Annotated in this window: 23 protein-coding genes and 2 pseudogenes; 8 read left to right on the top strand and 17 right to left on the bottom strand. The window is 73.2% G+C overall.

All coding sequences use genetic code 11. The features are described 5' to 3' along the window. Positions 1 to 7: 7 nt before the first annotated feature. Entirely contained in the window at positions 8 to 1552 is a 1545-nt protein-coding gene (locus OG799_RS30780; RefSeq protein ID WP_406040100.1) for a BTAD domain-containing putative transcriptional regulator, read from the bottom strand. Between OG799_RS30780 and OG799_RS30775 the strand changes: the two genes are divergently transcribed. Then, positions 1551 to 2078 (top strand): hypothetical protein, encoded by a 528-nt coding sequence (locus OG799_RS30775; protein WP_406040098.1) that lies wholly within the window; start codon positions 1551 to 1553, stop codon positions 2076 to 2078. The genes OG799_RS30780 and OG799_RS30775 overlap by 2 nt on opposite strands. A gap of 42 nt (positions 2079 to 2120) precedes the next feature. On the opposite strand, the gene ispF is transcribed toward OG799_RS30775, so the two are convergent. From ispF to OG799_RS30760, 3 genes are read right to left on the bottom strand one after another with little or no spacing between them, the layout of a single operon-like run. After that, positions 2121 to 2603, bottom strand: a complete 483-nt coding sequence (ispF, locus tag OG799_RS30770; RefSeq protein WP_406040096.1) for a 2-C-methyl-D-erythritol 2,4-cyclodiphosphate synthase — start codon at positions 2601 to 2603, stop codon at positions 2121 to 2123. Positions 2604 to 2619: 16 nt separating this feature from the next. Then, positions 2620 to 3315: a 2-C-methyl-D-erythritol 4-phosphate cytidylyltransferase gene (gene ispD, locus OG799_RS30765; RefSeq protein WP_406040094.1), complete on the bottom strand. Its 696-nt coding sequence runs from the start codon at positions 3313 to 3315 to the stop codon at positions 2620 to 2622. Between the two features lie 54 nt (positions 3316 to 3369). Further along, a complete protein-coding gene (locus OG799_RS30760) occupies positions 3370 to 3855 on the bottom strand; it encodes a CarD family transcriptional regulator (protein ID WP_089012187.1) in 486 nt (161 codons plus the stop codon). Positions 3856 to 4182: 327 nt separating this feature from the next. On the opposite strand from OG799_RS30760, the gene OG799_RS30755 reads away from it, so the two are divergent. Further along, a complete protein-coding gene (locus tag OG799_RS30755) occupies positions 4183 to 4911 on the top strand; it encodes a hypothetical protein (protein WP_406040092.1) in 729 nt (242 codons plus the stop codon). 9 nt (positions 4912 to 4920) lie between these two features. Here the strand turns inward: OG799_RS30755 and OG799_RS30750 are convergent, their stop codons facing one another. From OG799_RS30750 to OG799_RS30725, 6 genes and pseudogenes are all read right to left on the bottom strand, one after another. After that, positions 4921 to 5493, bottom strand: coding sequence for a hypothetical protein (locus tag OG799_RS30750; RefSeq protein ID WP_406040090.1), 573 nt, complete (start codon positions 5491 to 5493; stop codon positions 4921 to 4923). Between the two features lie 145 nt (positions 5494 to 5638). After that, a complete protein-coding gene (locus tag OG799_RS30745; protein WP_406046457.1) occupies positions 5639 to 6697 on the bottom strand; it encodes a type III polyketide synthase in 1059 nt (352 codons plus the stop codon). An 83-nt stretch (positions 6698 to 6780) separates the two neighbouring features. After that, positions 6781 to 7947, bottom strand: coding sequence for an acyl-CoA dehydrogenase family protein (locus tag OG799_RS30740; protein ID WP_406040088.1), 1167 nt, complete (start codon positions 7945 to 7947; stop codon positions 6781 to 6783). 14 nt (positions 7948 to 7961) lie between these two features. Continuing rightward, the gene (locus OG799_RS30735) at positions 7962 to 8729 is read right to left on the bottom strand and encodes an RNA-guided endonuclease InsQ/TnpB family protein (protein WP_406040086.1); all 768 of its coding nucleotides are present in this window, start codon (positions 8727 to 8729) and stop codon (positions 7962 to 7964) included. Next, a pseudogene (locus tag OG799_RS30730) lies at positions 8726 to 8956 on the bottom strand (IS607 family transposase); the annotation flags it as partial. The gene OG799_RS30735 and the pseudogene OG799_RS30730, both read right to left, overlap by 4 nt. Further along, positions 8956 to 9726, bottom strand: a pseudogene (locus OG799_RS30725) (methyltransferase domain-containing protein); the annotation flags it as partial. The pseudogenes OG799_RS30730 and OG799_RS30725, both read right to left, overlap by 1 nt. Before the next feature lie 45 nt (positions 9727 to 9771). Between OG799_RS30725 and OG799_RS30720 the strand changes: the two are divergent. From OG799_RS30720 to disA, 4 genes are all read left to right on the top strand, one after another. Next, positions 9772 to 10611 carry a UbiA family prenyltransferase gene (locus OG799_RS30720; protein ID WP_406040084.1) on the top strand — a complete coding sequence of 280 codons (840 nt, stop codon included), beginning with the start codon at positions 9772 to 9774 and terminating at the stop codon, positions 10609 to 10611. A 139-nt stretch (positions 10612 to 10750) separates the two neighbouring features. After that, positions 10751 to 11533, top strand: coding sequence for a hypothetical protein (locus OG799_RS30715; RefSeq protein ID WP_406040082.1), 783 nt, complete (start codon positions 10751 to 10753; stop codon positions 11531 to 11533). A gap of 106 nt (positions 11534 to 11639) precedes the next feature. Next, the gene (radA, locus tag OG799_RS30710; RefSeq protein ID WP_406040080.1) at positions 11640 to 13094 is read left to right on the top strand and encodes a DNA repair protein RadA; all 1455 of its coding nucleotides are present in this window, start codon (positions 11640 to 11642) and stop codon (positions 13092 to 13094) included. 142 nt (positions 13095 to 13236) lie between these two features. Then, positions 13237 to 14424, top strand: a complete 1188-nt coding sequence (gene disA, locus OG799_RS30705; RefSeq protein ID WP_406040078.1) for a DNA integrity scanning diadenylate cyclase DisA — start codon at positions 13237 to 13239, stop codon at positions 14422 to 14424. Between the two features lie 24 nt (positions 14425 to 14448). On the opposite strand, the gene OG799_RS30700 is transcribed toward disA, so the two are convergent. The 3 genes from OG799_RS30700 to OG799_RS30690 all read right to left on the bottom strand — a co-directional run bounded on the left by OG799_RS30700 (position 14449) and on the right by OG799_RS30690 (position 16437). Beyond that, on the bottom strand, positions 14449 to 15174 hold the full coding sequence (locus OG799_RS30700) for a hypothetical protein (protein WP_406040076.1): 726 nt from the start codon (positions 15172 to 15174) through the stop codon (positions 14449 to 14451). Between the two features lie 193 nt (positions 15175 to 15367). Continuing rightward, positions 15368 to 15928 (bottom strand): peptide deformylase, encoded by a 561-nt coding sequence (locus tag OG799_RS30695; RefSeq protein WP_406040074.1) that lies wholly within the window; start codon positions 15926 to 15928, stop codon positions 15368 to 15370. Continuing rightward, the gene (locus OG799_RS30690) at positions 15925 to 16437 is read right to left on the bottom strand and encodes a glycine cleavage system protein R (RefSeq protein ID WP_406040072.1); all 513 of its coding nucleotides are present in this window, start codon (positions 16435 to 16437) and stop codon (positions 15925 to 15927) included. Before OG799_RS30690 ends, OG799_RS30695 begins: the two co-directional genes overlap by 4 nt. Before the next feature lie 96 nt (positions 16438 to 16533). Here OG799_RS30690 and OG799_RS30685 point away from each other — a divergent pair, with 96 nt between their 5' ends. Then, positions 16534 to 17445 carry an A/G-specific adenine glycosylase gene (locus OG799_RS30685; RefSeq protein WP_406040070.1) on the top strand — a complete coding sequence of 304 codons (912 nt, stop codon included), beginning with the start codon at positions 16534 to 16536 and terminating at the stop codon, positions 17443 to 17445. Between the two features lie 87 nt (positions 17446 to 17532). Here OG799_RS30685 and OG799_RS30680 read toward each other — a convergent pair whose 3' ends face one another. The 3 genes from OG799_RS30680 to lysS form a co-directional block, all read right to left on the bottom strand. Beyond that, positions 17533 to 20064 (bottom strand): ATP-dependent Clp protease ATP-binding subunit, encoded by a 2532-nt coding sequence (locus OG799_RS30680; protein WP_406040068.1) that lies wholly within the window; start codon positions 20062 to 20064, stop codon positions 17533 to 17535. Positions 20065 to 20522: 458 nt separating this feature from the next. Next, positions 20523 to 20873, bottom strand: coding sequence for an Lsr2 family protein (locus OG799_RS30675; protein WP_406040066.1), 351 nt, complete (start codon positions 20871 to 20873; stop codon positions 20523 to 20525). A 114-nt stretch (positions 20874 to 20987) separates the two neighbouring features. Continuing rightward, positions 20988 to 22496: a lysine--tRNA ligase gene (lysS, locus tag OG799_RS30670; protein ID WP_406040064.1), complete on the bottom strand. Its 1509-nt coding sequence runs from the start codon at positions 22494 to 22496 to the stop codon at positions 20988 to 20990. A 91-nt stretch (positions 22497 to 22587) separates the two neighbouring features. On the opposite strand from lysS, the gene OG799_RS30665 reads away from it, so the two are divergent. Then, positions 22588 to 23328 (top strand): class I SAM-dependent methyltransferase, encoded by a 741-nt coding sequence (locus OG799_RS30665; RefSeq protein WP_406040062.1) that lies wholly within the window; start codon positions 22588 to 22590, stop codon positions 23326 to 23328. Positions 23329 to 23401: 73 nt separating this feature from the next. Here OG799_RS30665 and OG799_RS30660 read toward each other — a convergent pair whose 3' ends face one another. Continuing rightward, positions 23402 to 24160 (bottom strand): type III pantothenate kinase, encoded by a 759-nt coding sequence (locus OG799_RS30660; protein WP_406040060.1) that lies wholly within the window; start codon positions 24158 to 24160, stop codon positions 23402 to 23404. Between the last annotated feature and the right edge of the window lie 32 nt (positions 24161 to 24192).

Below are 24192 nucleotides of genomic sequence, written 5' to 3'. Positions count from 1 at the left end.
AGTCCGGTCAGGCGCTGCGGCAGGGCAGCTGGGCGGGCTGGCGGCCACACGTGCCCAGGCTGCACCAGCGGCGCAGCCCGGTCTCGTCCAGGAAGAGCCAGCCGCACCGCTCGTCGGGGCAGGTCCGGACGGTGAGCCGGCGTGGATCGGCCAGCAGTTGGGCGGCGCTCCACGCGGCGGCGTGCAGGGGCAACCGGAGTCCAGCGGCGAGGTCGGGCCACCAGCGCCCGCGCCCGTCGGTGTCGCGCCGGAACACCAGCAGCTTCGCGGCGGCCTCCGCGTACCGGGCGACCACGTCGAACGCCCGCCGGTCGTCCGGGTCGGTCAGGCAGGCGTACAGCTCGGCCCGCAACCGTCGGGCCTCGACGAGCACCTCGGCCGCCTGGTCGGGGTCCCGCCCGGCCAGTTGCAGGAGCCGGCTCACCGACACGTCGTCGACGAGACCGACGTGGCCGGCCCACACGGCCAGGGTCGGGTAGCCACGCAGCCACTCCGCGCCGGGGATCGGCGGTTCGTGCCCCCAACCGGCGAACGTGTTGCAGAACTCCAGGGCGGGATGGCCACCGACGCTCCACGGCAGGCTCTGGTCGCGTACCCGCACCTCGTACACCGGGCGCCCGGGCCGGTCGAGTCGTTCGTCGCCGCGGAGAATCCGGCGGTGCACCTCACGCAGTTTCGGCCCCGGCCCGATCCCGAGCTCGTCCACGAGCGTCTCCCGGGTGGTCCGGTACAGCCGCAGCGCGTCGGCCTGCCGGCCGCCCCGGTACAGGGCGGTCATCAGGGTGGCGACCAGCTGCTCCCGGGTCGGGTACCGAGCGGCCAGCGGGACCAGTTCGGCGATCGCCCGGGCGTGCTGGCCCAGCGCGAGCTGCGCCTCGGCGCGCAGCTCGACGCCGACGAGCTGGAGTTCCTCGACCGTGCCGTGCAGCCGGTCCCGCAGCTCGTCGTCGGCCGCGTCGGCGAGCAGCGGGCCCCGCCACAACGCCAGCCCCAGATCGAGCAGCCGCACCCGCTCGGCGGGATCCGCGGCGGCGCTGGCCTGCCGGACCAGCTGGCCGAACTCGTCGACGTCGACCCGGTGCCCGTCCGCCTCGAAGAGGTACCCGTCGCCCCGGGTGCTGATCCGCACCCCGTACGGCGTCAGCGACCCCCGCAACCGGCCGATGTACGTCTGCACGGCGCCGCGCGCCGAACCCGGCGGCCGGCCGTTCCACAGCAGGTCGATGAGACGGTCGGTGGTGACCACGCGCCCCGAGTCGAGCAGCAGGACGCCGAGCAGGCAACGCTCCTGGCGTCGGCTGCCGACCTCGACGAGGTGGCCCTCGTGGCGGGCCTCGAAGGGTCCGAGCAGTCGGAACTCCATACCAGTCAGGACGGGCTGGCCCCCGCCGACGGTTGTCACGGCCGGTGAGCCGGTGGTGAGTGGTACGGCGACCGGCGCGGCGCGCGGGCGGATCGGGTGCGCGCCCCGGCGTCGCACGGTGAGCCGGTGGTGAGTGGGGCTGGCGATCCTGGTCCGGCCCTGATTCGACAGCACGGATGGAGTGATCATGCGGCTCAGGATGAGCGTGGCGATGGCCTCGGTGGTGGCCTCCCTCGTCGTGGCGGTTCCCGGCTCGGCGTCCGCCGCCAGTGGCGACATCGCCCCGGGCGCCTGGGAACCGGCGCCGCAGGCGGCGTTCGAGCAACCGGCCGGAGCGCGGTGCGACTTCGCCGTACGGGTGGAGCCGATCGTGGACGAGGTGCGGAAGCTGACCCTGGCGACGTACCCGGACGGCTCCCCGCAGCGGGAGCTGTACCGGGGCACCCTGATCGACCGGGTGACGAACCTGGAGACCGGGGCCACCTCCACGGCGGACGCGAGCGGCACCGCGCTGATCGAGTACGGCACCGACGGGTCGATGACCTGGTACGTGACCGGACCGGTGCTGATGGGCTTCCGGGCGAACGGGGGCTCGCTGCCGAAGGGGCTGTGGCTCATCGACGGCCAGTTCGTGGTGGAGTTCAGCCCGACCTTCGAGAAGACCCTCACGATGCTCCACGGCACGACGCACAACCTCTGCACCGACGTGGACTGAGCCGGGGGGAGCGGCGGGGGGCCGGCTGGCCGGGTGGCGGGGCTAGGCCGCCGGGGCCTCGTAGACCAGAGCAACCGCGATGCCGGTCAGCCCCTCGCCGCGGCCGGGGAAGCCGAGTCCGTCGGTGGTGGCGGCGGAGACGGTGACCGGGGCGCCGACGGCCTCGGAGAGCACCCGCTGCGCCTCCTCGCGGCGCGGACCGATCTTGGGGCGGTTGCCGATCACCTGCACCGAGACGTTGCCGATCCGGAAGCCGGCTGCGCGGACCCGCCGGGCGCTCTCGGTGAGCAGCACCACCCCGGACGCGCCGGCCCACTCGGGCTGGTCGACGCCGAAGTTGGCGCCCAGGTCACCGAGGCCGGCCGCGGAGAGCAGCGCGTTGCAGGCGGCGTGCGCGACCACGTCGGCGTCGGAGTGGCCGGCCAGCCCGTCCTGGCCCGGCCAGTGCAGGCCGGCGAGCCAGCAGGGCCGGCCGGCTTCGAAGGCGTGCACGTCCGTGCCGATGGCCACCCGAGGAACGATCACGAGCCGAGGGTACGCGTCAGGCTCCGGCTGCCAGCAGGTGCTCGGCGAGGGCCAGGTCGAACGGTCGAGTGATCTTGAGGGCGTGTTCGGAGCCGGGCACGCAGACCACCGGTACGCCCTGCTTCTCCACCAGGCCGGCGTCGTCGGTCAACGGGTCACCCGCGGCGGCGTGCGCGGCGGTCAGCACCGACCGGCGGAAGCCCTGCGGCGTCTGCACGGCCCGCAGCGCGGACCGGTCCACCGTGCCGAGGACCCGCTCACCGGCGTCGACCTCCTTGATCGTGTCGACCACCGGGAGGACCGGGATCACCGCGTCGTGGCCGGCGCGGACCGCCTCGGCCACCGCCTCGACCAGCTCGGGCGGAGTGAGCGCGCGGGCGGCGTCGTGGACCAGGACGATCTCCGGGCCGGCCGGCACGGCGGACAGCGCGGCGGCCACCGAGGCCTGCCGCTCCGCCCCGCCGGGCACCACCGTCACCGGCGCCACCGGGGCGAGCATCGACCGGACCGACTCGACGTCGGCCGCCGGGGCGGCCACCACGATGGTGTGCACGGACGGCGCGGCGGCGATCCGGCGTACCGCGTGCACCAGGAGCGGCTCGCCGGCGAGCGGCCGGAGCGCCTTCGGCGCGCCCGGGCCGAGGCGTACGCCGGCACCCGCGGCAGGAACGAGGACCGCGACGTCACCGCGCGGATTGAGCTGCGCGGTCACGTCGCGGTCCTCGGATTTCTTTGCTACGCGGTGGGTACGACGATGCTGTGGGGACTAGGCCTCGCCCAGCACCTTGTCGAGCAGCGACTCCGCCTCGTCCTTGGTGCTCTTCTCGGCCAGCGCGACCTCGCCGACGAGAATGTCGCGGGCCTTGGCGAGCATCCGCTTCTCGCCCGCCGACAGGCCTCGCTCCCGCTCCCGACGCCACAGGTCGCGCACGACCTCGGCGACCTTCAGCGGGTTACCGGAGGCCAGCTTCTCCAGATTCGCCTTGTAACGCCGCGACCAGTTGGTCGGCTCCTCGGTGTGCGGGGCGCGGAGCACGTCGAAGACCTTGCCCAGGCCCTCTTCGCCGACCACCTCGCGCACACCCACGATCTCGGCGTTCTCGGCGGGCACCCGGACCGTCAGGTCACCCTGCGCGACCCTCAGGACGAGGTACTGCTTAGGCTCGCCCTTGATGACCCGAGTCTCGATTGCCTCGATGAGTGCGGCCCCGTGGTGGGGGTAAACAACGGTCTCGCCGACACTGAAAACCATAGGTTCGAAACCCCTTTCGCTGTGTCTAGGGTAACACGCTCAGGCACCGATGTCTCACCGCTGTCCTGACCGTTGGCGCAGCTCAGGGGCCCTGTGAGAGGTATTTCTTCAGCTTGACAGGCGGTCAAACCGATGGTTTCAACACGCTCCGTGACCAACGGATGACAACCCGGTACGGGTGATCGGAGCGTCGATATCTAGGGCAATGCGCTCCTCCATGGTATCCCGCCGATTCGAGCTGCGCCCAGGTGTAGCGGTACGCCGATCGGTGCGGGACGCTGGAGGTGGACGCGACGTCCGCTCACCGCGACGGTTCCTGGGGGTCCGATGGGCAAGCCTGACGCAGAGGGCCACGGCCCACCGGACGGGCTGCCCGACCTGCCCCCGGAGTGGGGTCGGGTGGTCGTACCGGACGACGCCTCCGCGCTCGCCGAGGAGGCCCGCCAGCTCCGCCGCGAGCTGCGCCGGTCCCGGCGACAGGCCAGCTGGCACGGCCGGCTGGACCGCACCCGGCGCCCGGACGGCCTGCCCTCGCTCGGCCTGCCGGTGCTGATCCTGCTGGTCGCCGTGCTGACCACCCTCGGCGGGCTCGCCGCGGTCACCTGGCCCCGGTCGTCCCGCTCCGGCGGCAGCCCGACGGTGGTCCCCTACCCGGCCGCGACCCCGGCCCAGGTCGGGCCGCTACCCGCACTGGACCTGGTCGACGCCGGCGACTCCCCGGTGCCGCTACGCGCCCTGCTGCCGGCGGTGATCCTCCTCGTCGACGCCTGCGCGTGCCCCGACCGGGTGGCGGAGGCGGTCACCGCCGCGCCGCCGGGAGTGACCGTGGTCACCGTGACCGAAGGCCGGGCCGTCCGCCCCGCCCCGTCCACCGGGGCGCCGGTACGCGCGCTGGCCGACCCGGCCGGCGGCCTGCGCGCCTACCTGCACCTACCCGCCCGGCCCGGCGCCGCGACCGTGCTGCTGGTCGACCGGGACAGCACCCTGGTCCGGGTGGTGCCGGTGTTGAACAGCATCGAGGAGTACCGCCCCGACCTGGCCCGTCTCGCCGGCTGACCGGCGGCCTCAGGGCAGCGCGGACAGCTGGGCATCCAGCTCGAGCGGGCCGTCGTTCGCGGCGAACCGCACCTCGAGTGGTCCCCCCACGGCGGTCAACCGCAGCAGCGCCGGCGGCCCGGCGCAGTCGGCCCGCGCCGCCGGCTCGCCGTCGGCGCCGCTGACCAGGATGGTGACCGGTCCGCCGCCGACGCAGCTCGCCACCAGCAGGTAGCGCCCGCCCACCTCCGCGCCGGTCTGCCGGATCACGGGCGGGCCGCCCGGCGACAGGTGGGACCGGTCCGCCCAGACGATCTCCGGCCGCTCCGGCACCCCCGTCGCACCGGGCTCCTGGTGCAACACCAGCGGCTGGTCCGGGTCGGCCTCCGGCACCTCGATGACGCGCCCGTCCTTGGCATCGATGATCACCCGGTCGAGCAACTCCGTCGGGGCCGGCGTGGGTGGCGTCGAGCCGACCGCCGCCGGCACCGGGCCGGTGGCCGGCGCGGCCTGCCGCCACCACCAGGCCCCGGCGACCAGGGCGGCCACGGCCAGCCCGGCCAGCACGCCACCGCGCCACCGGTCGTCCACTGTCGCGCCCATGCGGCGAGCCTAGCCTCCGGTCGCCGCTACGGCCGGACCCGGACGGCGACCACGGTCGATCCCGTGCACCGCGGACCCGACGGCCGACCCCGACGCGGACCGGCCGCTGCCGCCCCGGGAAGCGGTGCGGCGGGCCGGGGCGGGGTCAGTTGCCGCGTTCGAGGAGTGCGGCGTAGAGGGTCAGGCCGGGGCCGAAGGCGAGCATCACGATCCGCTCCGGCGGCGTCGCCGCCCTCAGCAGCCGGTCCAGGATCAGCAGCACCGTCGGCGACGAGCAGTTGCCATGTTCGTCCAGGACGGCCCGGGAGGGGGCCAGCGCGTCCGGCGGCAGCGCCAGCTCCCGTTCGACCACGTTCAGGATGCGCGGGCCGCCCGGGTGCACCGCCCAGCCGTCCACCTCGGACGACGTCCGGCCGTGCCGGGCGAGCAGGCCGTCGACCAGGCCCCGGACGTGGCGGGAGAGCACCTGCGGGACCTTCGGCGACAGCCCCATCCGGAAGCCGGTGTCCGTCACGTCCCAGGTCATGTGGTCGGCGGTCGAGGTGTCGGTGACCGAGGCGACCTCCCGCAGCGCGTACCCCCGGCCGCCGGGGACGACCACCGCGGCGACCGCGGCGTCCGAGAAGAGCGCGTGCGAGACGATCTGCTGGGTGTCCACCCGCGCCCTGGCGGGCTGGATGTGCAGGCTGGTCAACTCGGCGCAGAGCAACAGCGCCGGCCGCCCCCGGGCGGCGACGAAGTCACTGGCCGCGCCGAGCCCCGGCAGGGCCGCGTAACAGCCCATGTGCCCGACGAACATCCGCTGGGTCTCCGGGGCCATGCCCAGGTCCCGGGCGAGCAGGATGTCCAGCCCCGGGGTGGCGTACCCGGTGCAGGAGCAGACCACGAAGAGCCCGACGTCCCCGGCGTCCAGGCCGGCCGAGGTGAGCGCCCGACCCACCGCCTCCTTGCCGAGCGGCAGCGCCTCCACCTGGTAACGCCGCATCCGGCGCTCGGTCGGCCAGTCCGAGACGTCCTCCAGCAGCGGGTTCACCGCCGCCTGCCGACGGGACACCCCCGAGTTGGCGAAGATCCGTTCGGCCAGCGCCCGGGTGGTGCCGGAGAAGTGCTTCGCAAAGAAGCCCTCCCAGAGCTCGTCCTGCGCGGCGGCCGGTGGCTGCGCCGCACCCAGACCCGCGATCACCGGCACGGCCATGTTCCCCACCCTCTCGTTCGCGATCCCCACGTCGTCACCGCACCGCTCGTCGTTGCCGACTGCGGGACTCGCCCCGGCTCATTCCGCACGCTTCACCAACGAGGGGTGGAGCTGTCGCGATCCGGGTCGCCGCCCAACGCCGCGATGCCGAGCCAGTCCGCGCAGACGTCCGAGGTCGCCGGGTGCAGCGAGCCGCACCGGGCGTCCCGGTAGAGCCGTTCCAGGGGGTGCCCCCGGCGGGTCGCCGAGGTGCCCGCCGCCTCCAGCACGGAGGCCGCCACGTCGGCGGCGGTGGTGCCGGCGAGCAGCTTCGCCCGCCACACCCAGCGGTTCGTCTCCGAGTCGCCGGGCGCCTCCTCGACCCGACGGGCCGCCTCGGCGACCACCAGCCCGGCCGCCGCCACCGCCGCGTCGGCCCGGCCCAACCGGGCCCGGACCGCCGGCAGGCCGGCGAGGCTACGGGCGTTCAGGTGCTCGACCGCGGCGTCGACCGCCGCCCGGGCCACCCCGACGTAGACGGCGGCGTAGCTGGCCACCAGCCAGTGCGGCATCAACTGGGCGACCACCAGGGCCAACCCCTCGACCCCGCCGAGCAGCCGGTCCGCCGGGACGGTGACGTCCAGGTGCAGGTCGTGCGACGAGGTGGCCCGCATGCCGAGGGAGTCCCAGGTCGACTCCACGGTCAGCCCGGCGCCGGCTGGCACCAGGAACTGGGAGACCACCGACTGGTCGGCGACGCTGCGGGCGGCCACCAGGTAGCCGTCGGCGTGCCCGGCGCCGGAACAGAACGTCTTGCTGCCCTTGATCCGCCAGCCGCCGTCGACCGGCTCGTAGACGGTGCTGAGCTGGGACAGCCGGGCGCCCGCGCCGCGTTCGCTCATCGCCACCGCGTACCAGGAGCCGTCGGCCGCCGCCCGGAGCAGCCGGTCCCGCGCCGCCAACGCCTCCTCCGGTACGCCCAGCGCCTCGGCCAGCTCCTCGGTCACCGCGCCGAGCGCCCCGGTGACCGAGGCGTGCATGTTGAACACCAGGGCCGTCGCGCCGTTGCCCCGGGCCAGCTCGGTGGCGACGGCGGCGTACACGGCGAAGGTGGCCCCCATCCCGCCCAGCTCCCGGGGCACCATCAGCCCGAAGAGCCCGGCCTGCCGCAGGTCGGCGAAGTCGTCGACCGGGAACGAGCCCTCCCGGTCGTGCTCCGCCGCGCGGGCGGCCAGTCGCGGCGCCAACCGGCGGGCCGCCTCCAGCGCGTGCACAGTCATCTAGCCGTTTCCTTTCATGATGCTTTGCGGAGCATGTGATCGGATGTCCCGCCTTGCGGTGGGACGGTCCCGGTCTTGCTCGCCGAAGCGATGCCGGGTTGACGCTTCACGGCCACCGGCCCGCCTTGGCGGGTCTTACGGTCGGCTCCACGTCCGGCCACCGGGCCACTCCCGGCGGTGCTCGCCTCAGCCGCGAGTGTGGCGAGGTTGCGTGCGGCGTTGAGGTCTCGGTCGAGGGTCAGGCCGCAGGTGGTGCACGTGTAGGTGCGCTCGGACAGGGCGAGCTTGGTTTTCACCGCGCCGCAGGCCGAGCAGGTTTTTGAGGACGGATACCAGCGGTTGGCCACGACCAGCCGCCCGCCGTTCCACGAGGTCTTGTACGCCAGTTGCCGGCGCAGTTCAGCGAAGCCGGGGTCGGCGATGTGCCGAGCCAGGCGCCGGTTGGCGAGCATCCCGGAAACATTGAGGTCTTCGACCACGACGGTGCCGTACTCGCGAGCGAGCCGGGTGGTGAGCTTGTGCAGGCCGTCGCGGCGCCGGTTCGCCACCCGGGCGTGCGCCCGGCCGAGCTGGGCGCTCGCCCGCTGCCACCGCTTCGACCCACGTCGGCCGGTACGCCTGTCAGGGCCGACCCGGCGCGAGGCGCACCGGGCGAGAGCGCGGATCCGGCGGGTGGCGGCGTCGAGGTAGCGCGGGTTGGGCTCCAGCTCGCCGGTGGACAGGACGGCCTCCTGCGCCGGGGTCAGGTCGAGGGCGAACCGGTACGCCTGCATGATCCTCATGCCGGCTCCTCCCCGGTAGCGGCTTCGACCGCCCGACAGGCTCGGTTCGCGGCGGCCCGCCGCCCGTAGAGGCGAGCGCACAGCGAGGTCAGGATCTCCGCCACGTCCCGCACCAGGTCATCGTCGACCTCGGCCGGGTCGACCACGAGCAGCCGGCGACCCTGCGCAGCCAAAACGGCTTCGACGTACTCGGCGCCGAAGCGGGCGAACCGCTCGCGGTGCTCCACCCGCCCCGGAGCCCACGGCCCTGGTACAGCACGGCGGTGGACCGGGTCGGCACGATCCGGGGTTCGCGGCCCGGATCCGTCCTCACCGGACGGCCAGCGAACCCGCCGCGCATCCGCCGCAGCAGCCAGCCGAGCGTGCCCCGCAACTCCGGGCGGACGCCCCGCAGCCGCAGCTCGACGCCGTGCTTCGCGCACTCGGCGACCAGCTCGCGGGCGTCCACGAACAACCGTGGATCGTGGATGCCGCGCGGCACGGTGGGCAGCCGCTCGCCGATTTCCACCGCGACGAGCCGGGCCAGCGCCGTGTCGTTGAGCGTGTCCAGCACCAGCAGGCCGCCCGGGCGCAGCAGGCGGCACGCCTCGGCGACCGCGCGCCGCCAGTCCGGCACATGCTCCAGCAGCTCACCGGCGGAGACCACGTCGGCGCAACCGTCGGCCAGCGGAACGGCGGTGACGTCGGCGTTGACCACCGTCACCCCGTGCGCGGCGGCCTGCGCCAGGGCGGTCCGGGTGAGGTCCAGCCCGATGTGCCGGTAGCCCTTGCCCGCCAGGTGCGGCGCGAGCAGGCCGGCGCCGCAGCCGAGGTCGACCAGGAGGGCGCCGGGCCGGGACGCCGGTGGGACGAGCGCGGCGCGCGCCCGGGCCAGCCAGTGCAGCATCGCGAAGGCGCCGTCCGGCCGCCACCACTCGTCGGCCAGGTCGTCGTACTGGCGGGGGTCGTTGGGCGGCAGCATCCGGGGCGGGGTGGACACCGGGGCCGCGTCTGGCATGGACCGAGCGTGGCACGACTGCTCGGTAACGACCAGACTTCCCTCATGTCGTCAACGGTGCTAGGGCTGTTCCGGGCGAGCCACCCGGAGCCGGCCGCGGCGGTGACCACGGTCGCCGGGCTGCTGGCCTGGGGGGTCGGGCACCGGCCGGCCGGGGTCGCCGCCGTGGTGCTCACCGTGCTGGCCAGCCAGCTCGCCGTCGGCTGGAGCAACGACGCGCTCGACGCCGACCGGGACGCCACGGTGGGGCGTACCGACAAGCCGGTCGCCACCGGCGCGCTGCGGCGGCGCACCGCGGGCCGGGCCGCGGTGCTGGCCGCGCTCGCCACCCCGGTGCTGGCGCTGACCACGAACCCGGTGGCGGCGGCGTGGGCCACGGTCGGCCTGCTCTCCGCCCTGCTCTACGACTGGCCGCTGAAGTCGACGCCGGTCTCGGTCCTGCCGTACGCGGTCTCCTTCGGGTCGCTGCCCGCCTTCGTGGTGCTGGCGCTGCCCGGCGCGCCGACCCCGCCGGTCTGGCTGGTCGCCGCCGCGGCCTGCCTCGGCGCGGGGGCGCACTTCGCCAACGTGCTGCCCGACCTGGCCGACGACGCCCGGACCGGGGTGCGCGGCCTGCCGCACCGGCTCGGCCCGGCGGGCAGCCGCGCGGCCGCCGCCGGGCTGCTCCTCGTGGCGACCGTCACGCTGGTCTTCGGGCCGCCCGGGCCGCCGTCGTGGGCCGGGCTCTCGGCGGTCGCCGCCGCCGTGCTGGCGCCGGTCGTCGGCGGGTACGGCGGACGCGCCGCGGCCCGGGCCGGTGGCCGGCCGGTGGCCGCCTTCCGGGCGGTCATGGTGGTGGCGCTCATCGACGTGGTGCTGCTGGTGGCGAGCGGCCGGGTGGTCTGACCGCTCCCCGCGAAGGTGGCATTACCGGGTCGGCGTGCGGCCGTCGATCAGCCCCAACTACCCTGGAGCGCGGTCTGCGCGGGTATGGCCACCGTGCCCGGGATACGGCCGGGTGGGGATCGTGACGAGGAGGACCGACGTGACGCGCTCGATCAGGGGTTCCGGACGGGCGGCCCTGCTGCTGGCCGGTACGGCGGCGGCGGCGAGCCTGCTGCTGTCCGGGTGCGGCGCCGGCCAGGTGGCCGAGACCGCCAAGAAGATCCCGTCGGTCCAGGGCGTGAACGTCCAGACCTCCGACAACCTGTACAAGGTGCGCGGCCTCTACGTGCAGTACCCGGGCGCCGGGGGCTACCAGGCGGGCGGCACCGCCCCGTTGAACGTCGTGATCTACAACGACAGCAAGACCCCGGTCACCGTCACCGTCACCACGGACAGCGCCCGCGAGATCGTGCTCGCCGGCTCGACCCAGGGCGGCGCCGAGGCGAGCCCGAGCGGGTCGCCGACCGAGCCGGCCTCCGCGTCGCCGACCGCGACCGACCCCAGCGCGTCGCCGAGCCAGTCGATCGGGGCCAGCGGGTCCGCCTCGGCCAGCCCGTCGGCCAGTGAGTCCGCCTCGGCCAGCCCGTCCGCCTCGGCGAGCGAGTCGGCCCCGTCCGGCCAGCCGGCCCGGCTGGAGATCCCGGCCCTCGGCTACGTCCAGCTCCTGGCCACCGGCCCTGGCCAGCGCCTCCAGCTCGTCGGCCTGAAGGACAAGCTGCTCCCCGGTCAGCAGGTCAACCTGGTCTTCGACTTCGGCAACGGCAAGACGGTCAAGGCCGCGGCCCCGATCGGCGTTCCGCTGACCCCGGGAGCGCCGGCCTCGCCGATCATCACCCGCGAGGGTGGCGCGGAGGGCGGCACCGAGGCCGGCCACGGCGGCTGACCCGACCCGGCACTGTCGACGGCACCGTCGGCGTGGTGACCACCACGCCGGCGGTGTTTTCGTTTCCGGCTGGGTTTTCGTCGTACCGCCCGGTTAGCGTCCTGGGGTGACCACGTCCCGTTCGACCTCCCCCCGCGGCGCGTCCACCGCCGGCCGGAGCCGGGCCTCGGCCCGCGAGCCGCGACCGGCCTACGAGTGCGACGCCTGCGGCCACCAGCCGCCCAAGTGGGTCGGGCGCTGCCCGGAGTGCGGCGAGTGGGGTTCGGTGGTCGAGTGCACGGTCAGCGGCCCGCTGGTCTCCGGCCGGGTGGTCAGCTCCCGGATGCCCGCCGAGCCGGCCCGGCCGATCGCCACCATCAGCGCCGCCCCGGCCCGGGCCCGCCCGACCGGGGTGAGCGAGCTGGACCGGGTGCTCGGCGGCGGCCTCGTCCCCGGCGCGGTGGTGCTGCTCGCCGGTGAGCCCGGCGTCGGCAAGTCCACGCTGCTGCTCGACGTCGCCCAGCAGTGGGCGGTCGGCGCGGGCAGCCCGTCGCTGGTGGTCAGCGGCGAGGAGTCGGTCAGCCAGGTGCGGCTGCGCGCCGAGCGGATGGGCACCCTGCACGACCAGCTCTATCTGGCCGCCGAGAGCGACCTGTCGGCAGTGCTCGGCCATCTCGACGCGGTGAAGCCGGGGCTGCTGGTGCTCGACTCGGTGCAGACCATCTCCACCACCGGCACCGAGGGCGTGCCCGGCGGGGTGACCCAGGTCCGCGCCGTCACCGCCGCGCTGGTCGCGGTCGCCAAGGAGCGCGGCATCGCCACCGTGCTGGTCGGCCACGTCACCAAGGACGGCCAGGTGGCCGGTCCCCGGGTGCTGGAGCACCTGGTCGACGTGGTGCTGCACTTCGAGGGCGACAAGCACTCCTCGCTGCGGATGGTCCGGGGCGTCAAGAACCGGTTCGGTGCCGCCGACGAGGTGGGCTGCTTCGAGATGCACGAGGGCGGCATCAGCAGCCTGGCCGATCCCTCCGGCCTCTTCCTCACCCGCTACTCCGAGCCGGTGCCGGGCACCTGCGTCACGGTGGCGATGGAGGGGCGGCGGGCCCTGGTCACCGAGGTGCAGGCGCTGATCGGCGCCACCGTGGCCGGCTCGCCCCGGCGGACGGTCTCCGGGCTGGACGGCGCCCGACTGGCGATGGTGCTGGCCGTGCTCCAGCGGCGCACCGAGCGGCTGACCCTGCACGACCGGGAGGTCTTCGCCGCGACGGTCGGCGGCATCCGGGTGGTGGAGCCGGCCGCGGACCTGTCCGTCGCCCTGGCGGTGGCGTCCGGCGGTCTCAACCTCGCCATCGCCCCGCACCTGGTGGTGATCGGCGAGGTCGGTCTCACCGGCGAGGTACGTCGGGTCGGCGCGGTCCCCCGCCGGCTCGCCGAGGCGGCCCGGCTCGGGTTCCGGCTGGCCCTGGTGCCGCCCGGCTGCGGTCCCGGCAGCAGCGGAGTCGCCCCGGAGAACATGCGGGTGATCGAGGTCACCGACGTACGAGCGGCGCTCCAGGCTGCCGCCCGCGCATCGGCGGAGTGACCCACGGTGACCACGCGACGGGACCGGCTGGGCGATATCGGACAGCTCACCCGACCCGCCGACGGCGACGGAAGCCGAACATCGTGACACATCACAGTAACCACGAGAGCACCCACCGCACCGCAGTCCGTAGACTGTGCCCGTGCCGATCGACCGCGATGCCACCAAGCCCGCCGCCGCGGCGACGCCGCACGCCCGCACCGGCGCGGTGGGCTCGCCCGCCCGTCCGATCAGCGTCAGCGTGACCGGGAGCGTCGGCGGGGCCGGCGGCGACCCGCTGCGGGCAAATCTCGCTCTCATGGCGCCGGGCACCGCGCTGCGCGACGGGCTCGAGCGGATCCTGCGCGGCCGCACCGGCGCGCTCATCGTCCTCGGCTACGACAAGGTGGTCGACCAGATCTGCACCGGCGGCTTCCCGATGGACGTGGAGTTCTCCGCCACCCGGGTCCGCGAGCTGTGCAAGATGGATGGCGCGGTGGTGCTGTCCAGCGACGGCACCCGGATCGTCCAGGCGGGCGTGCACCTGATGCCCGACCCGTCCATCCCCACCGAGGAATCCGGCACCCGGCACCGCACCGCCGAACGGGTGGCCCGGCAGACCGGCTACCCGGTCATCTCGGTCAGCCAGTCGATGCGGATCATCAGCCTCTACGTCAACGGCCAGCGGCACGTGCTGGACGACTCGGCGGCGATCCTCTCCCGCGCCAACCAGGCCCTGGCCACCCTGGAGCGGTACAAGCTCCGCCTCGACGAGGTCTCCGGCACCCTCTCCGCCCTGGAGATCGAGGACCTGGTCACCGTGCGCGACGCGGTCGCCGTGGTGCAGCGGCTGGAGATGGTCCGCCGGATCGCCGACGAGATCGCCGGCTACGTCGTCGAGCTGGGCACCGACGGTCGGCTCCTCGCCCTCCAGCTCGACGAGCTGATGGCCGGCGTGGACGCCGACCGCACCCTGGTCATCCGGGACTACCTCCCGGTGGGCCGCAAGTCGCGGACCCTCGACGAGGCGCTGGTCGAGCTGGACCTGCTCGGCGCCACCGAGCTGATCGACCTGGTGGCGGTCGCCAAGGCGATCGGCTATCCGTCCGCTTCCGACGCGCTCGACGCCGCGGTCAGCCCCCGCGGTTTCCGACTGCTGGCCAAGGTGCCGCGGCTCCCCGTCGCGGTGGTCGACCGGTTGGTCGTGCACTTCGGCAGCCTCCAGCGGCTGCTCGGCGCGACCGTCGAGGACCTCCAGGCCGTCGAGGGGGTGGGCGACGCCCGCGCCCGGGGCGTCCGGGAAGGCCTCTCCCGGCTCGCCGAGGCGTCCATCCTGGAGCGGTACGTCTGAGTAGCCGGCCGACCGGCCGGCCGCTCAGCCGGTGATGGTCAGCTTCACCGGCTGGCTGAGCTTCGTGCCCACCCGGGCGAACACCTGGTACGTCCCGATCGGCGCGTACGGGCCGGCGGCCAGCCCGGCGTTGCAGCGGCTGGTGTCGCGCCCGTTCCAACCCAGCTCGTAGAGGCGCTCGAACCCGGGCGTGAACGACTGCACGTCGGAACCCTTGCCGGTGCCGCAGGTGTCCGAGGACCACACCTTCTCCGCGCCGGACTTGATGAACAACTCCTGGAGGTCCGCCCCGACGTCCCGGCTGCAGGTGCGCTGGGACTTGTTCTTGATCTTCAGCTGGAGGTTCACCACGGTGCCCCGCTGCGCGGTCGCCGGCAGGGCCACCGGGGTCACCAGGATCTCCGCGTCCGTGCAAGTGCCGTCGTCGACCACCGGGGCCGCCGGCCCGGCCGGGGCGTCCGTCGTCGCGGTGCCGCCACCCGCCGGCCCACCCTCCGAGCCGCCACCGGAATCGTCCGGTGCGGCGGACGGATCGCTCGACTGCGGGGTCAGCACCGGTCCGGACGACTCCGCGGCCCCGGACGGGGCGGCGCCCGTCGGTGAGGACGTCGACGCCGGGGTCGCGCTGGTGTTGCGCGGGCCGTTGCAGGAGTAGAGCAGGACAATCAGGAAGAGAAGCCCCGCTCCGAGTACGACGGCGCGACGCCGCCAGTAAATGGCGGGTGGCAGGGGGCCGACCGTCAGACGCATGATGGTTCACCGTAGCGGCGTACCGCACGGGGTGGGGGTGCGACGCGCCGGGGCGGGCACGGGCACGCGACCGACGCTCCACAGTCGACAGCCGGACCGAGGCCGGCCGGTCACCGAGCGCCCCGGCACGCGCGCGCAGCGCCACGGACGAGCCGGCGGAGGACGTCGTGACGCCACGACGCTCCGATGGGTGTCAAAGGTAGGTTTTGCGCTGGTAGATGGCGTGCGCGCCGGCCACCCGGTCGAGGAAGAGCAGGCCGGCGCAGTGGTCGATCTCGTGCTGGAGCGCCCGCGACTCGAAGCCGTCGGTGACCAGCCGGACCGGTCGGCCCGTGCCGGGCAGGACGGCGTCGACCACCAGCCGGCTGGCCCGCTTCACGTCACCGGTCAGGTCCGGCACCGACATGCAGCCCTCCCGGCCGGCCTTCCACCGGCTGGCCTCCACCACCCTGGCGTTGCACAGCACGAAGGTCCCGTGCACGGTCACCGCCTTCGGATGGCCGGTGACGTCCACCGCGAACACCTGCGCGCTCACCCCGACCTGCGGCGCGGCGAGGCCGACGCAGCCCGGCGAGACGCGCATGGTGGCGACCAGGTCGGCGGCGAGGCGGACCACCTCGTCCGAGGTGGGGTCCACCTCCGGCCCCGGCCGGCTCAGCACCGGGTCGGGGGCGGAGACCACCGGGCGTACCTCGCCCGGGACGGTGAGCGCCTCGGGGGTCCAGCCGTCGAGGCCGACGTACTCCGCGGTCACAGCAGGTCCGTGTCCGCCGGGCGGAGGCTGACCCCGACGCCCAGCTCGGCGGCGGTACGCGCGAGCCGGCCGGCCACCTCGTCGGAGCTGCCCGGGGGCAACTCCACCTCGGCGACCACCACGTAGAGGGAACCGGTCAGCCGGGTGCTCAGGTCGGTGACGTTGCCACCGGCGTCCGCCAGTACCCGGGTCATCGCCGCGACGATGCCCATCCGGTCGGCGCCGTGCACCGCCAGCACGTACGGCTCACCGGCCGGTGCCGTCTCGCCGTCGGGGGTGACCGCCCGTACGGTGGCCAGCAGCTGGCCCTCGGCGGCGAGCGGGGCCAACGCGGCCTCGACGTCGGCGGCGGCCGGGCCCACGCAGATCAGCGTCATCGCGAAGTGTCCCCGCAACCGGGTCATCGTGGAGTCGGTGAGGTTCGCGCCGAGCCGGGCGAGCGCCTCGGCGACGTCGGCCACGATGCCCGGCCGGTCCCGGCCGATGACGGTGATCGCGAGCTCGTTCATCCGGACATTCTGCCCCGCCCGCCCGGGGCCGCCGCCGCCGCCCGGCCCGCCCGCCCATCCAGCGGGAATCCGGCCCGTGACATCATCGGCAGCGCGATGTCTGAGCCCACTTTCGCCGCCCTGGTCAGCCGGTGGTACCAGGAGAACGCCCGCGACCTGCCGTGGCGCAAGCCCGGCACCAGCGCCTGGGCCATCCTGGTCAGCGAGGTCATGCTCCAGCAGACGCCGGTGGTGCGGGTGCTGCCGGCCTGGGAGGCGTGGCTGGCCCGCTGGCCGGTGCCGGCCGCACTGGCCGAGGACACGCCGGCCGAGGCGATCCGGATGTGGGGACGGCTCGGCTACCCCCGCCGGGCGGTACGGCTGCGCGACTGCGCGGTGGCGATCGTGGAACGGCACGGCGGCGAGGTGCCGGACCGGCTGGACCAACTGCTCGCGCTCCCCGGCGTCGGGACGTACACGGCCCGGGCGGTCGCCGCGTTCGCGTACGGGCAGCGGCACCCCGTGGTCGACACGAACGTCCGCCGGGTGGTGTGTCGGGCGATCGCCGGGGAGCCGGACGCCGGACCGGCCACCCGCCCCGCCGATCTGGTCGCCACCGAGGAACTGCTCCCCGGCGAGCCGGCCGCGGCGGCGCTGGCCAGCGCGGCGTTCATGGAGCTCGGCGCGGTGATCTGCACCGCCCGCTCCCCACGCTGCGCGGGGTGCCCGGTGGAGCCGATCTGCGCCTGGCGGGCCTCCGGCCAGGCCGCGCCCGCCGGCCCGACCCGCCGCTCCCAGCGGTACGCCGGTACCGACCGGCAGGTCCGCGGCCTGCTCATGGCGGTGCTGCGGGAGGCCACCGGACCGGTGCCGCGGCAGCGCCTGGATCAGGTCTGGACCGACGACGTGCAGCGCTCCCGGGCGCTCGCCGGGCTGGTCACCGACGGCCTGGTCGAGCCGGTCGGCGAGGCGTCCTTCCGGCTGGCCGGCGACGGCCCCGCCCTCGCCGCCCCCACCCTCACCCCCTGACACCCGCCCCCGTCCGGGGCTGGAAAAGGGCGACGGCCCCGGTGGCTTTCGCCTACCGGGGCCGTCGCCCTTTTCAGATGGTGTCGCTTACTCGTCCGCGCCCGCGGTGGCGGCGCCACCGAGATCGGCCGGGACGGCGTCCGGGACCTCCACCGGCTTGTCCGCGCCCTTGAAAACGAGCTTGGACTTGTCGATGTTCTCCGGGTCGCCCTCGCAGTCCACCACCACGATCTGACCCGGGGTCAGCTCGTTGAAGAGGATCCGCTCGGAGAGGTTGTCCTCGATGTCGCGCTGGATCGTGCGACGCAGCGGCCGTGCGCCCAGCACCGGGTCGAAGCCCTTCTTCGCCAGGTACTTCTTGGCGTTGTCGGTCAGCTCCAGGCCCATGTCCTTGTTGCGCAGCTGGGTCTCGATCCGCTGGATCATGATGTCCACGATCGAGAGGATCTCGCTCTGACGCAGCTGGTGGAAGACGATGGTGTCGTCGATCCGGTTCAGGAACTCAGGCCGGAAGTGCTGCTTGAGCTCGTCGTTGACCTTCTGCTTCATCCGGTCGTAGTTGGACTCGGAGTCCTCCGACGCCTGGAAGCCCAGGGAGACCGCCTTGGCGACGTCCCGGGTGCCCAGGTTGGTGGTCAGGATGATGACCGTGTTCTTGAAGTCCACGATCCGACCCTGACCGTCGGTGAGCCGCCCGTCCTCCAGGATCTGGAGCAGCGTGTTGAACACGTCCGGGTGGGCCTTCTCGATCTCGTCGAAGAGGACCACCGAGAACGGCCGACGCCGCACCTTCTCGGTCAGCTGCCCGCCCTCGTCGTAGCCGACGTAGCCGGGAGGGGCACCCACCAGCCGGGACACCGTGTACCGGTCGTGGAACTCGGACATGTCCAGCTGGATGAGGGCGTCCTCGCTGCCGAAGAGGAACTCGGCGAGCGCCTTGGACAGCTCGGTCTTACCGACACCGGACGGGCCGGCGAAGATGAACGAGCCGGACGGGCGCTTCGGGTCCTTCAGGCCGGCCCGGGTACGCCGGATCGCCTTCGAGACCGCCTTGACCGCGTCCTCCTGGCCGATGACGCGCTTGTGCAGCTCGTCCTCCATGCGCAGCAGGCGCGAGGTCTCCTCCTCGGTCAGCTTGTAGACCGGGATGCCGGTCCAGTTGCCGAGCACCTCGGCGATCTGCTCGTCGTCGACCTCGCTGACGACGTCCAGGTCACCGGCCTTCCACTCCTTCTCGCGCTGCGCCTTCTGGCCGAGGAGCTGCTTCTCCTTGTCGCGGAGCTGGGCAGCCCGCTCGAAGTCCTGCGCGTCGATCGCGGACTCCTTGTCGCGGCGGACCTGGGCGATCCGCTCGTCGAAGTCACGCAGGTCTGGCGGCGCGGTCATCCGGCGGATGCGCATCCGGGCGCCGGCCTCGTCGATCAGGTCGATCGCCTTGTCCGGCAGGAAGCGGTCGGAGATGTACCGGTCGGCGAGCGTCGCCGCCGCGACCAGCGCGGCGTCGGTGATGCTCACCCGGTGGTGCGCCTCGTACCGGTCACGCAGGCCCTTGAGGATCTCGATGGTGTGGGCCAGCGACGGCTCACCCACCTGGATCGGCTGGAAGCGGCGCTCGAGAGCGGCGTCCTTCTCCAGGTGCTTGCGGTACTCGTCGAGGGTGGTCGCGCCGATGGTCTGCAGCTCGCCACGGGCCAGCATCGGCTTGAGGATGCTCGCCGCGTCGATCGCGCCCTCGGCGGCACCCGCACCCACCAGGGTGTGGATCTCGTCGATGAACAGGATGATGTCGCCGCGGGTGCGGATCTCCTTGAGCACCTTCTTCAGGCGCTCCTCGAAGTCACCGCGGTAGCGGGAACCGGCAACCAGGGCACCGAGGTCGAGCGTGTAGAGCTGCTTGTCCTTGAGGGTCTCGGGCACCTCGCCCTTGATGATCTTCTGGGACAGCCCCTCCACCACGGCGGTCTTACCGACGCCGGGCTCACCGATCAGGACCGGGTTGTTCTTGGTACGGCGGGAGAGCACCTGCATGACCCGCTCGATTTCCTTCTCGCGCCCGATGACCGGGTCGAGCTTGCCCTCGCGGGCGGCCTGGGTCAGGTTGCGGCCGAACTGGTCCAGCACGAGGCTGGTCGACGGCGCGGCCTCGCCCGGCGCGGCGCCCGCCGCGGCCGGCTCCTTGCCCTGGTAGCCGGAGAGCAGCTGGATCACCTGCTGGCGAACCCGGTTGAGGTCCGCACCGAGCTTGACCAGCACCTGGGCGGCGACGCCCTCACCCTCGCGGATCAGACCGAGCAGGATGTGCTCCGTGCCGATGTAGTTGTGGCCGAGCTGCAGCGCCTCGCGCAGGGACAGCTCCAGCACCTTCTTGGCCCGCGGCGTGAACGGGATGTGCCCGCTCGGCGCCTGCTGGCCCTGGCCGATGATCTCCTCGACCTGCTGGCGGACGCCCTCCAGGGAGATGCCGAGGCTCTCCAGGGCCTTGGCCGCGACGCCCTCACCCTCGTGGATCAGGCCCAGCAGGATGTGCTCCGTACCGATGTAGTTGTGGTTGAGCATCCGGGCCTCTTCTTGGGCCAGGACGACAACCCGTCGCGCTCGGTCGGTGAACCGCTCGAACATGCCCTCGTGCTCCTCACGTGCCGTGCGCCTTGATGGTCTAGATCTTGGCGGGGCCGGTGCGCGGACGTCCGGGACGGGCGTCCGTGCCTCCTTACTCTATCGCCGCGGACCGACTCCGCTGAGGTCCTGTGTCCCCGTGGAATGCCGTGTACGCGTCGTTTCTGACAACGGTCCGCGCTCAGGAGGTGTTCCGGTACCCCTACCTGTACGCGCAGAGCGAAATTCGTGGAGCCGTGCGGGACGGACGAAAGTGGTCCCGGCGGGCCCGGGTCACCCCGGAGCCCTCATCCACAGGCTGTGGACGGACTCTCCACTGGTTGTGGACAACGCCCGCCCCGACGGGATTCTTCCCCGGGCCAGCGGAGCCGGACAGACGGCGCGGAAGGGCGGAAACGGCGACGCCGGCCCGGAGTGGCACTCCGGTCCGGCGTCGGTGTCGCCCGGTGACGGGCAGCGGCTCAGTGGCCCGCCTTCGAGTGGTACTCGTCGACGATCTCCTGCGGGATCCGGCCCCGGTCCGAGATGTCCTTGCCGGACTTCTTGGCCCAGGCGCGGATGGCCTTGTTCTGCTCGCGGTCGGCGGTGGCGCCGCCCCGCCCGCGCGCGGCCCGCCCGCCGACGACGACGCCGCCCCGGCCGACCTTGGTGCCCGCCGCCACGTACGACGCGAATACGTCGCGCAATTTCTCCGCGTTCGAAGTCGAGAGGTCGATCTCGTACTGCACGCCGTCCAGCGCGAACTTGACGGTCTCGTCAGCGTCCCCGCCGTCCAGGTCATCGACCAGCTTGTGAATGATCTGCTTGGCCACGTCCCACATTCCTTTCGAGCAGGGTGTGCTCCTACAACAATCAAGGAGCACAATAACCCGTGCGATGCTTGCCGCGTCAATAGGATGCGGTAACGACCCGGAGAAGGTTGACGCCTACTCCGGGCGGACCAACGGGAAGAGGATGGTTTCCCGAATTCCGAGGCCGGTCAGCGCCATCAAGAGCCGGTCGATTCCCATTCCCATACCACCGGCCGGCGGCATTCCGTACTCCATCGCCCGGAGAAAGTCCTCATCCAGTCGCATGGCCTCGTCGTCGCCGCGGGCGGCGAGCTGCGCCTGGGCCACCAGCCGCTCCCGCTGCACCACCGGGTCGACCAGCTCCGAGTACGCGGTGCCCAGCTCGAAGCCGAGGACGTAGAGGTCCCACTTCTCGGCCAGGCCCGGCTCGCTGCGGTGCGCCCGGGTCAGCGGGCTGGTCTCCTCCGGGTAGTCCCGGACGAAGGTCGGCGCCTGCAACGACGGTACGACCAGTTCCTCGAAGAGCTCCTCGGCCAGCTTCCCCGGCCCCCACTTCGGGTCGACGGCCAGCCCGACCTTGTCCGCGTACTCGACCAGCCGGGACCGTTCGGTGCGCACGGTGACCTCCTCGCCGAGCGCCTCGGAAAGGACCCCGAACAGGGTCACCGAACGCCACTCGCCGCCCAGGTCGAACTCGCTGCCGTCGCCGTGGGTCACGACGGTCGACCCGCTCACCGCGATCGCCGCCCGCTGCACCAGATTGCGGGTCAACTCCGCCATCGTGTCGTAGTCGCCGTACGCCTGGTACGCCTCGAGCATCGCGAACTCCGGGGAGTGCGACGAGTCGACACCCTCGTTACGGAAGTTGCGGTTGATCTCGAAGACCCGGTCGACGCCGCCGACCACGGCGCGCTTGAGAAACAGTTCCGGTGCGATTCTCAGATACAGGTCGGTGCTCAGCGCATTGCTGTGGGTCACGAATGGGCGGGCCGCCGCGCCACCGTGCAGCAACTGGAGCATCGGGGTCTCGACCTCGATGAAGCCCTCCCCGTGCAGACAGTCGCGGAGGCTGCGCACCGCGGCCGCCCGGGTACGCACCATCTGCCGCGCCTGCGGGCGGACGATCAGGTCCACGTAGCGCTGGCGGACCCGGGCCTCCTCGCTCAGCGGCTTGTGTGCCACCGGCAGCGGGCGCAGCGCCTTGGCGGTGACCGCCCACTCGTCGGCCAGCACGGACAGCTCGCCGCGCCGGCTGGTGATCACCTCACCGGTCACGCCGACGTGGTCACCGAGGTCGACCAGGCGCTTCCAGTCGTCCAGCCGCTCCGCGCCGACCCGGTCCAGCGACAGCATCGCCTGGAGTTCGGTGCCGTCGCCGTCCCGCAGGGTGGCGAAGCAGAGCTTGCCGGTGTTCCGTACGAAGATCACCCGGCCGGTGACCGAGACCTTGTCGCCGGTGGCGGTGTCGATGGGTAGGTCGGCGTACTTCTCGCGGATCTCCGCCAGGGTGCTGGTGCGGGAGAATCCGACCGGGTACGGCTCGACGCCCTCGGCGAGCATCCGGTCCCGCTTCTCCCGGCGGACCTTCATCTGCTCGGGAAGGTCGTCGGCGGGGTCGACTGGCACGGCGTTCTGCTCGATCACGGCACGCTTCCTCGGAAAGGAGATATCGGCGGGGTCAGGCCCCGAGCGTACTCAAGGCCCCAGGCGGCCGTTACCGGATAACCTGCCCGCCATGACCGACCCCACTCAGGCGCTCTCATTCGGCGCCGCCGCCGCCGAGTACGACCGGTTCCGACCCCGCTATCCGCAGGAGGCGCTGCGCTGGGCGCTCGACGGGCTGGCCGCGCCCGCCCGGGTGGTCGACCTCGGCGCCGGCACCGGCATCCTCACCCGCGGCGTGCTCGCCCTCGGCCACGAGGTGACGCCGGTGGAGCCCGACCCGGGGATGCGCGCCCAGCTGGACGCCGTGACGCCCGGCGTCACCGCGCTGCCCGGCACCGCCGAGGAGCTGCCGCTGCCGGACGGGTCGGTGGACGCGGTGCTGGTGGGTCAGGCCTACCACTGGTTCGACAAGGAGCGCGCCCATGCCGAGGTCGGCCGGGTGATCCGGGCGGGCGGGACGTTCGCCCCGATCTGGAACACCCGGGACAGCGGCGTGGCCTGGGTCGCCGAGCTGGAGCGGATCGCCGACCTGCGGGACCACGCCGGCAACCTGGTGGAGAAGGTCACCGACTTCGGTCCCGACTTCGCCGCCGTCGAGCTGGCCCAGTTCACCCACCGGACCACACTCACGCCGGCCGAGGTGGTCGGCATGCTGCACACCCGCTCGTACTGGCTCACCGCCGAGCCCGAGGAGCGGGAGAAGGTTGACCGGGAGCTGCGGGAACTCTTCGCCACCCACCCGGACCTGGCCGGGCGGGAGAGCGTCGAGCTGCCGTACCGGACGCTGGTCTTCCGGGCCCGGCGGCGCTGAGCCCGCGTGGTCGCGGGGTGAGAAGGGAACCCTTCTCTACCGGAGGCGTTGAGAAGGGGCCCTTCCTTGCACCTCAGGTGTTGCGCTCGTAGACCATCCGCAGGCCGATCAGCGTGATCATCGGCTCGTGGTGGGTGATGGTGCGGCACTCGCCGATCACCACCGAGGCCAGCCCGCCGGTCGCGATGACCGCCTTCACCTCGCCCAACTCCTCGACCATCCGCTCGACGATCCGGTCCACCTGGCCGGCGAAGCCGAAGTAGAGGCCGGACTGGAGGCACTCCACGGTGTTCTTGCCGATCACCGAGCGGGGCTTGGTGGCCTCCACCTTGCGCAGCTGCGCCGCCCGGGCGGCGAGCGCGTCGAAGGAGATCTCGATGCCCGGCGCGAACGCGCCGCCGAGGAACTCCCCCCGACCGCTGATCACGTCGAAGTTGGTGGTGGTGCCGAAGTCCACCACGATCGACGGGCCGCCGTAGATGGTGTACGCGGCCAGGGTGTTGACCACCCGGTCCGAGCCGACCTCCTTGGGGTTGTCGATGGCGAGCTGCACCCCGGTCCGCACCCCGGGCTCGACGATCACGCTGGGCAGGTCGGCGTAGTAGCGGGCCAGCATGGTCCGCAGCGAGCGCAGCGCGGCCGGCACCGTCGAGCAGGCGGCCACCCCGGTGATCTCCACGGCGTCACCGGCCAGCAGCCCCCGGAACATCAGACCCAGCTCGTCCGCCGTCGAGCGGGCGTCGGTCTTGATCCGCCAGGAGTGCACCAGCCTGTCGCCGTCGAAGGTCGCCAGCACGGTGTTGGTGTTTCCGATGTCGATGCAGAGCAGCACGCACCGCAGCCTAGACGCCGCTGAACGCCGCG

This window comes from Micromonospora sp. NBC_00898 (assembly GCF_045207895.1).
GTDB lineage: Bacteria > Actinomycetota > Actinomycetes > Mycobacteriales > Micromonosporaceae > Micromonospora.
The sequence above is the reverse complement of the archived record's forward strand: the minus strand, read 5'-3'. Positions and strand labels throughout refer to the sequence as shown.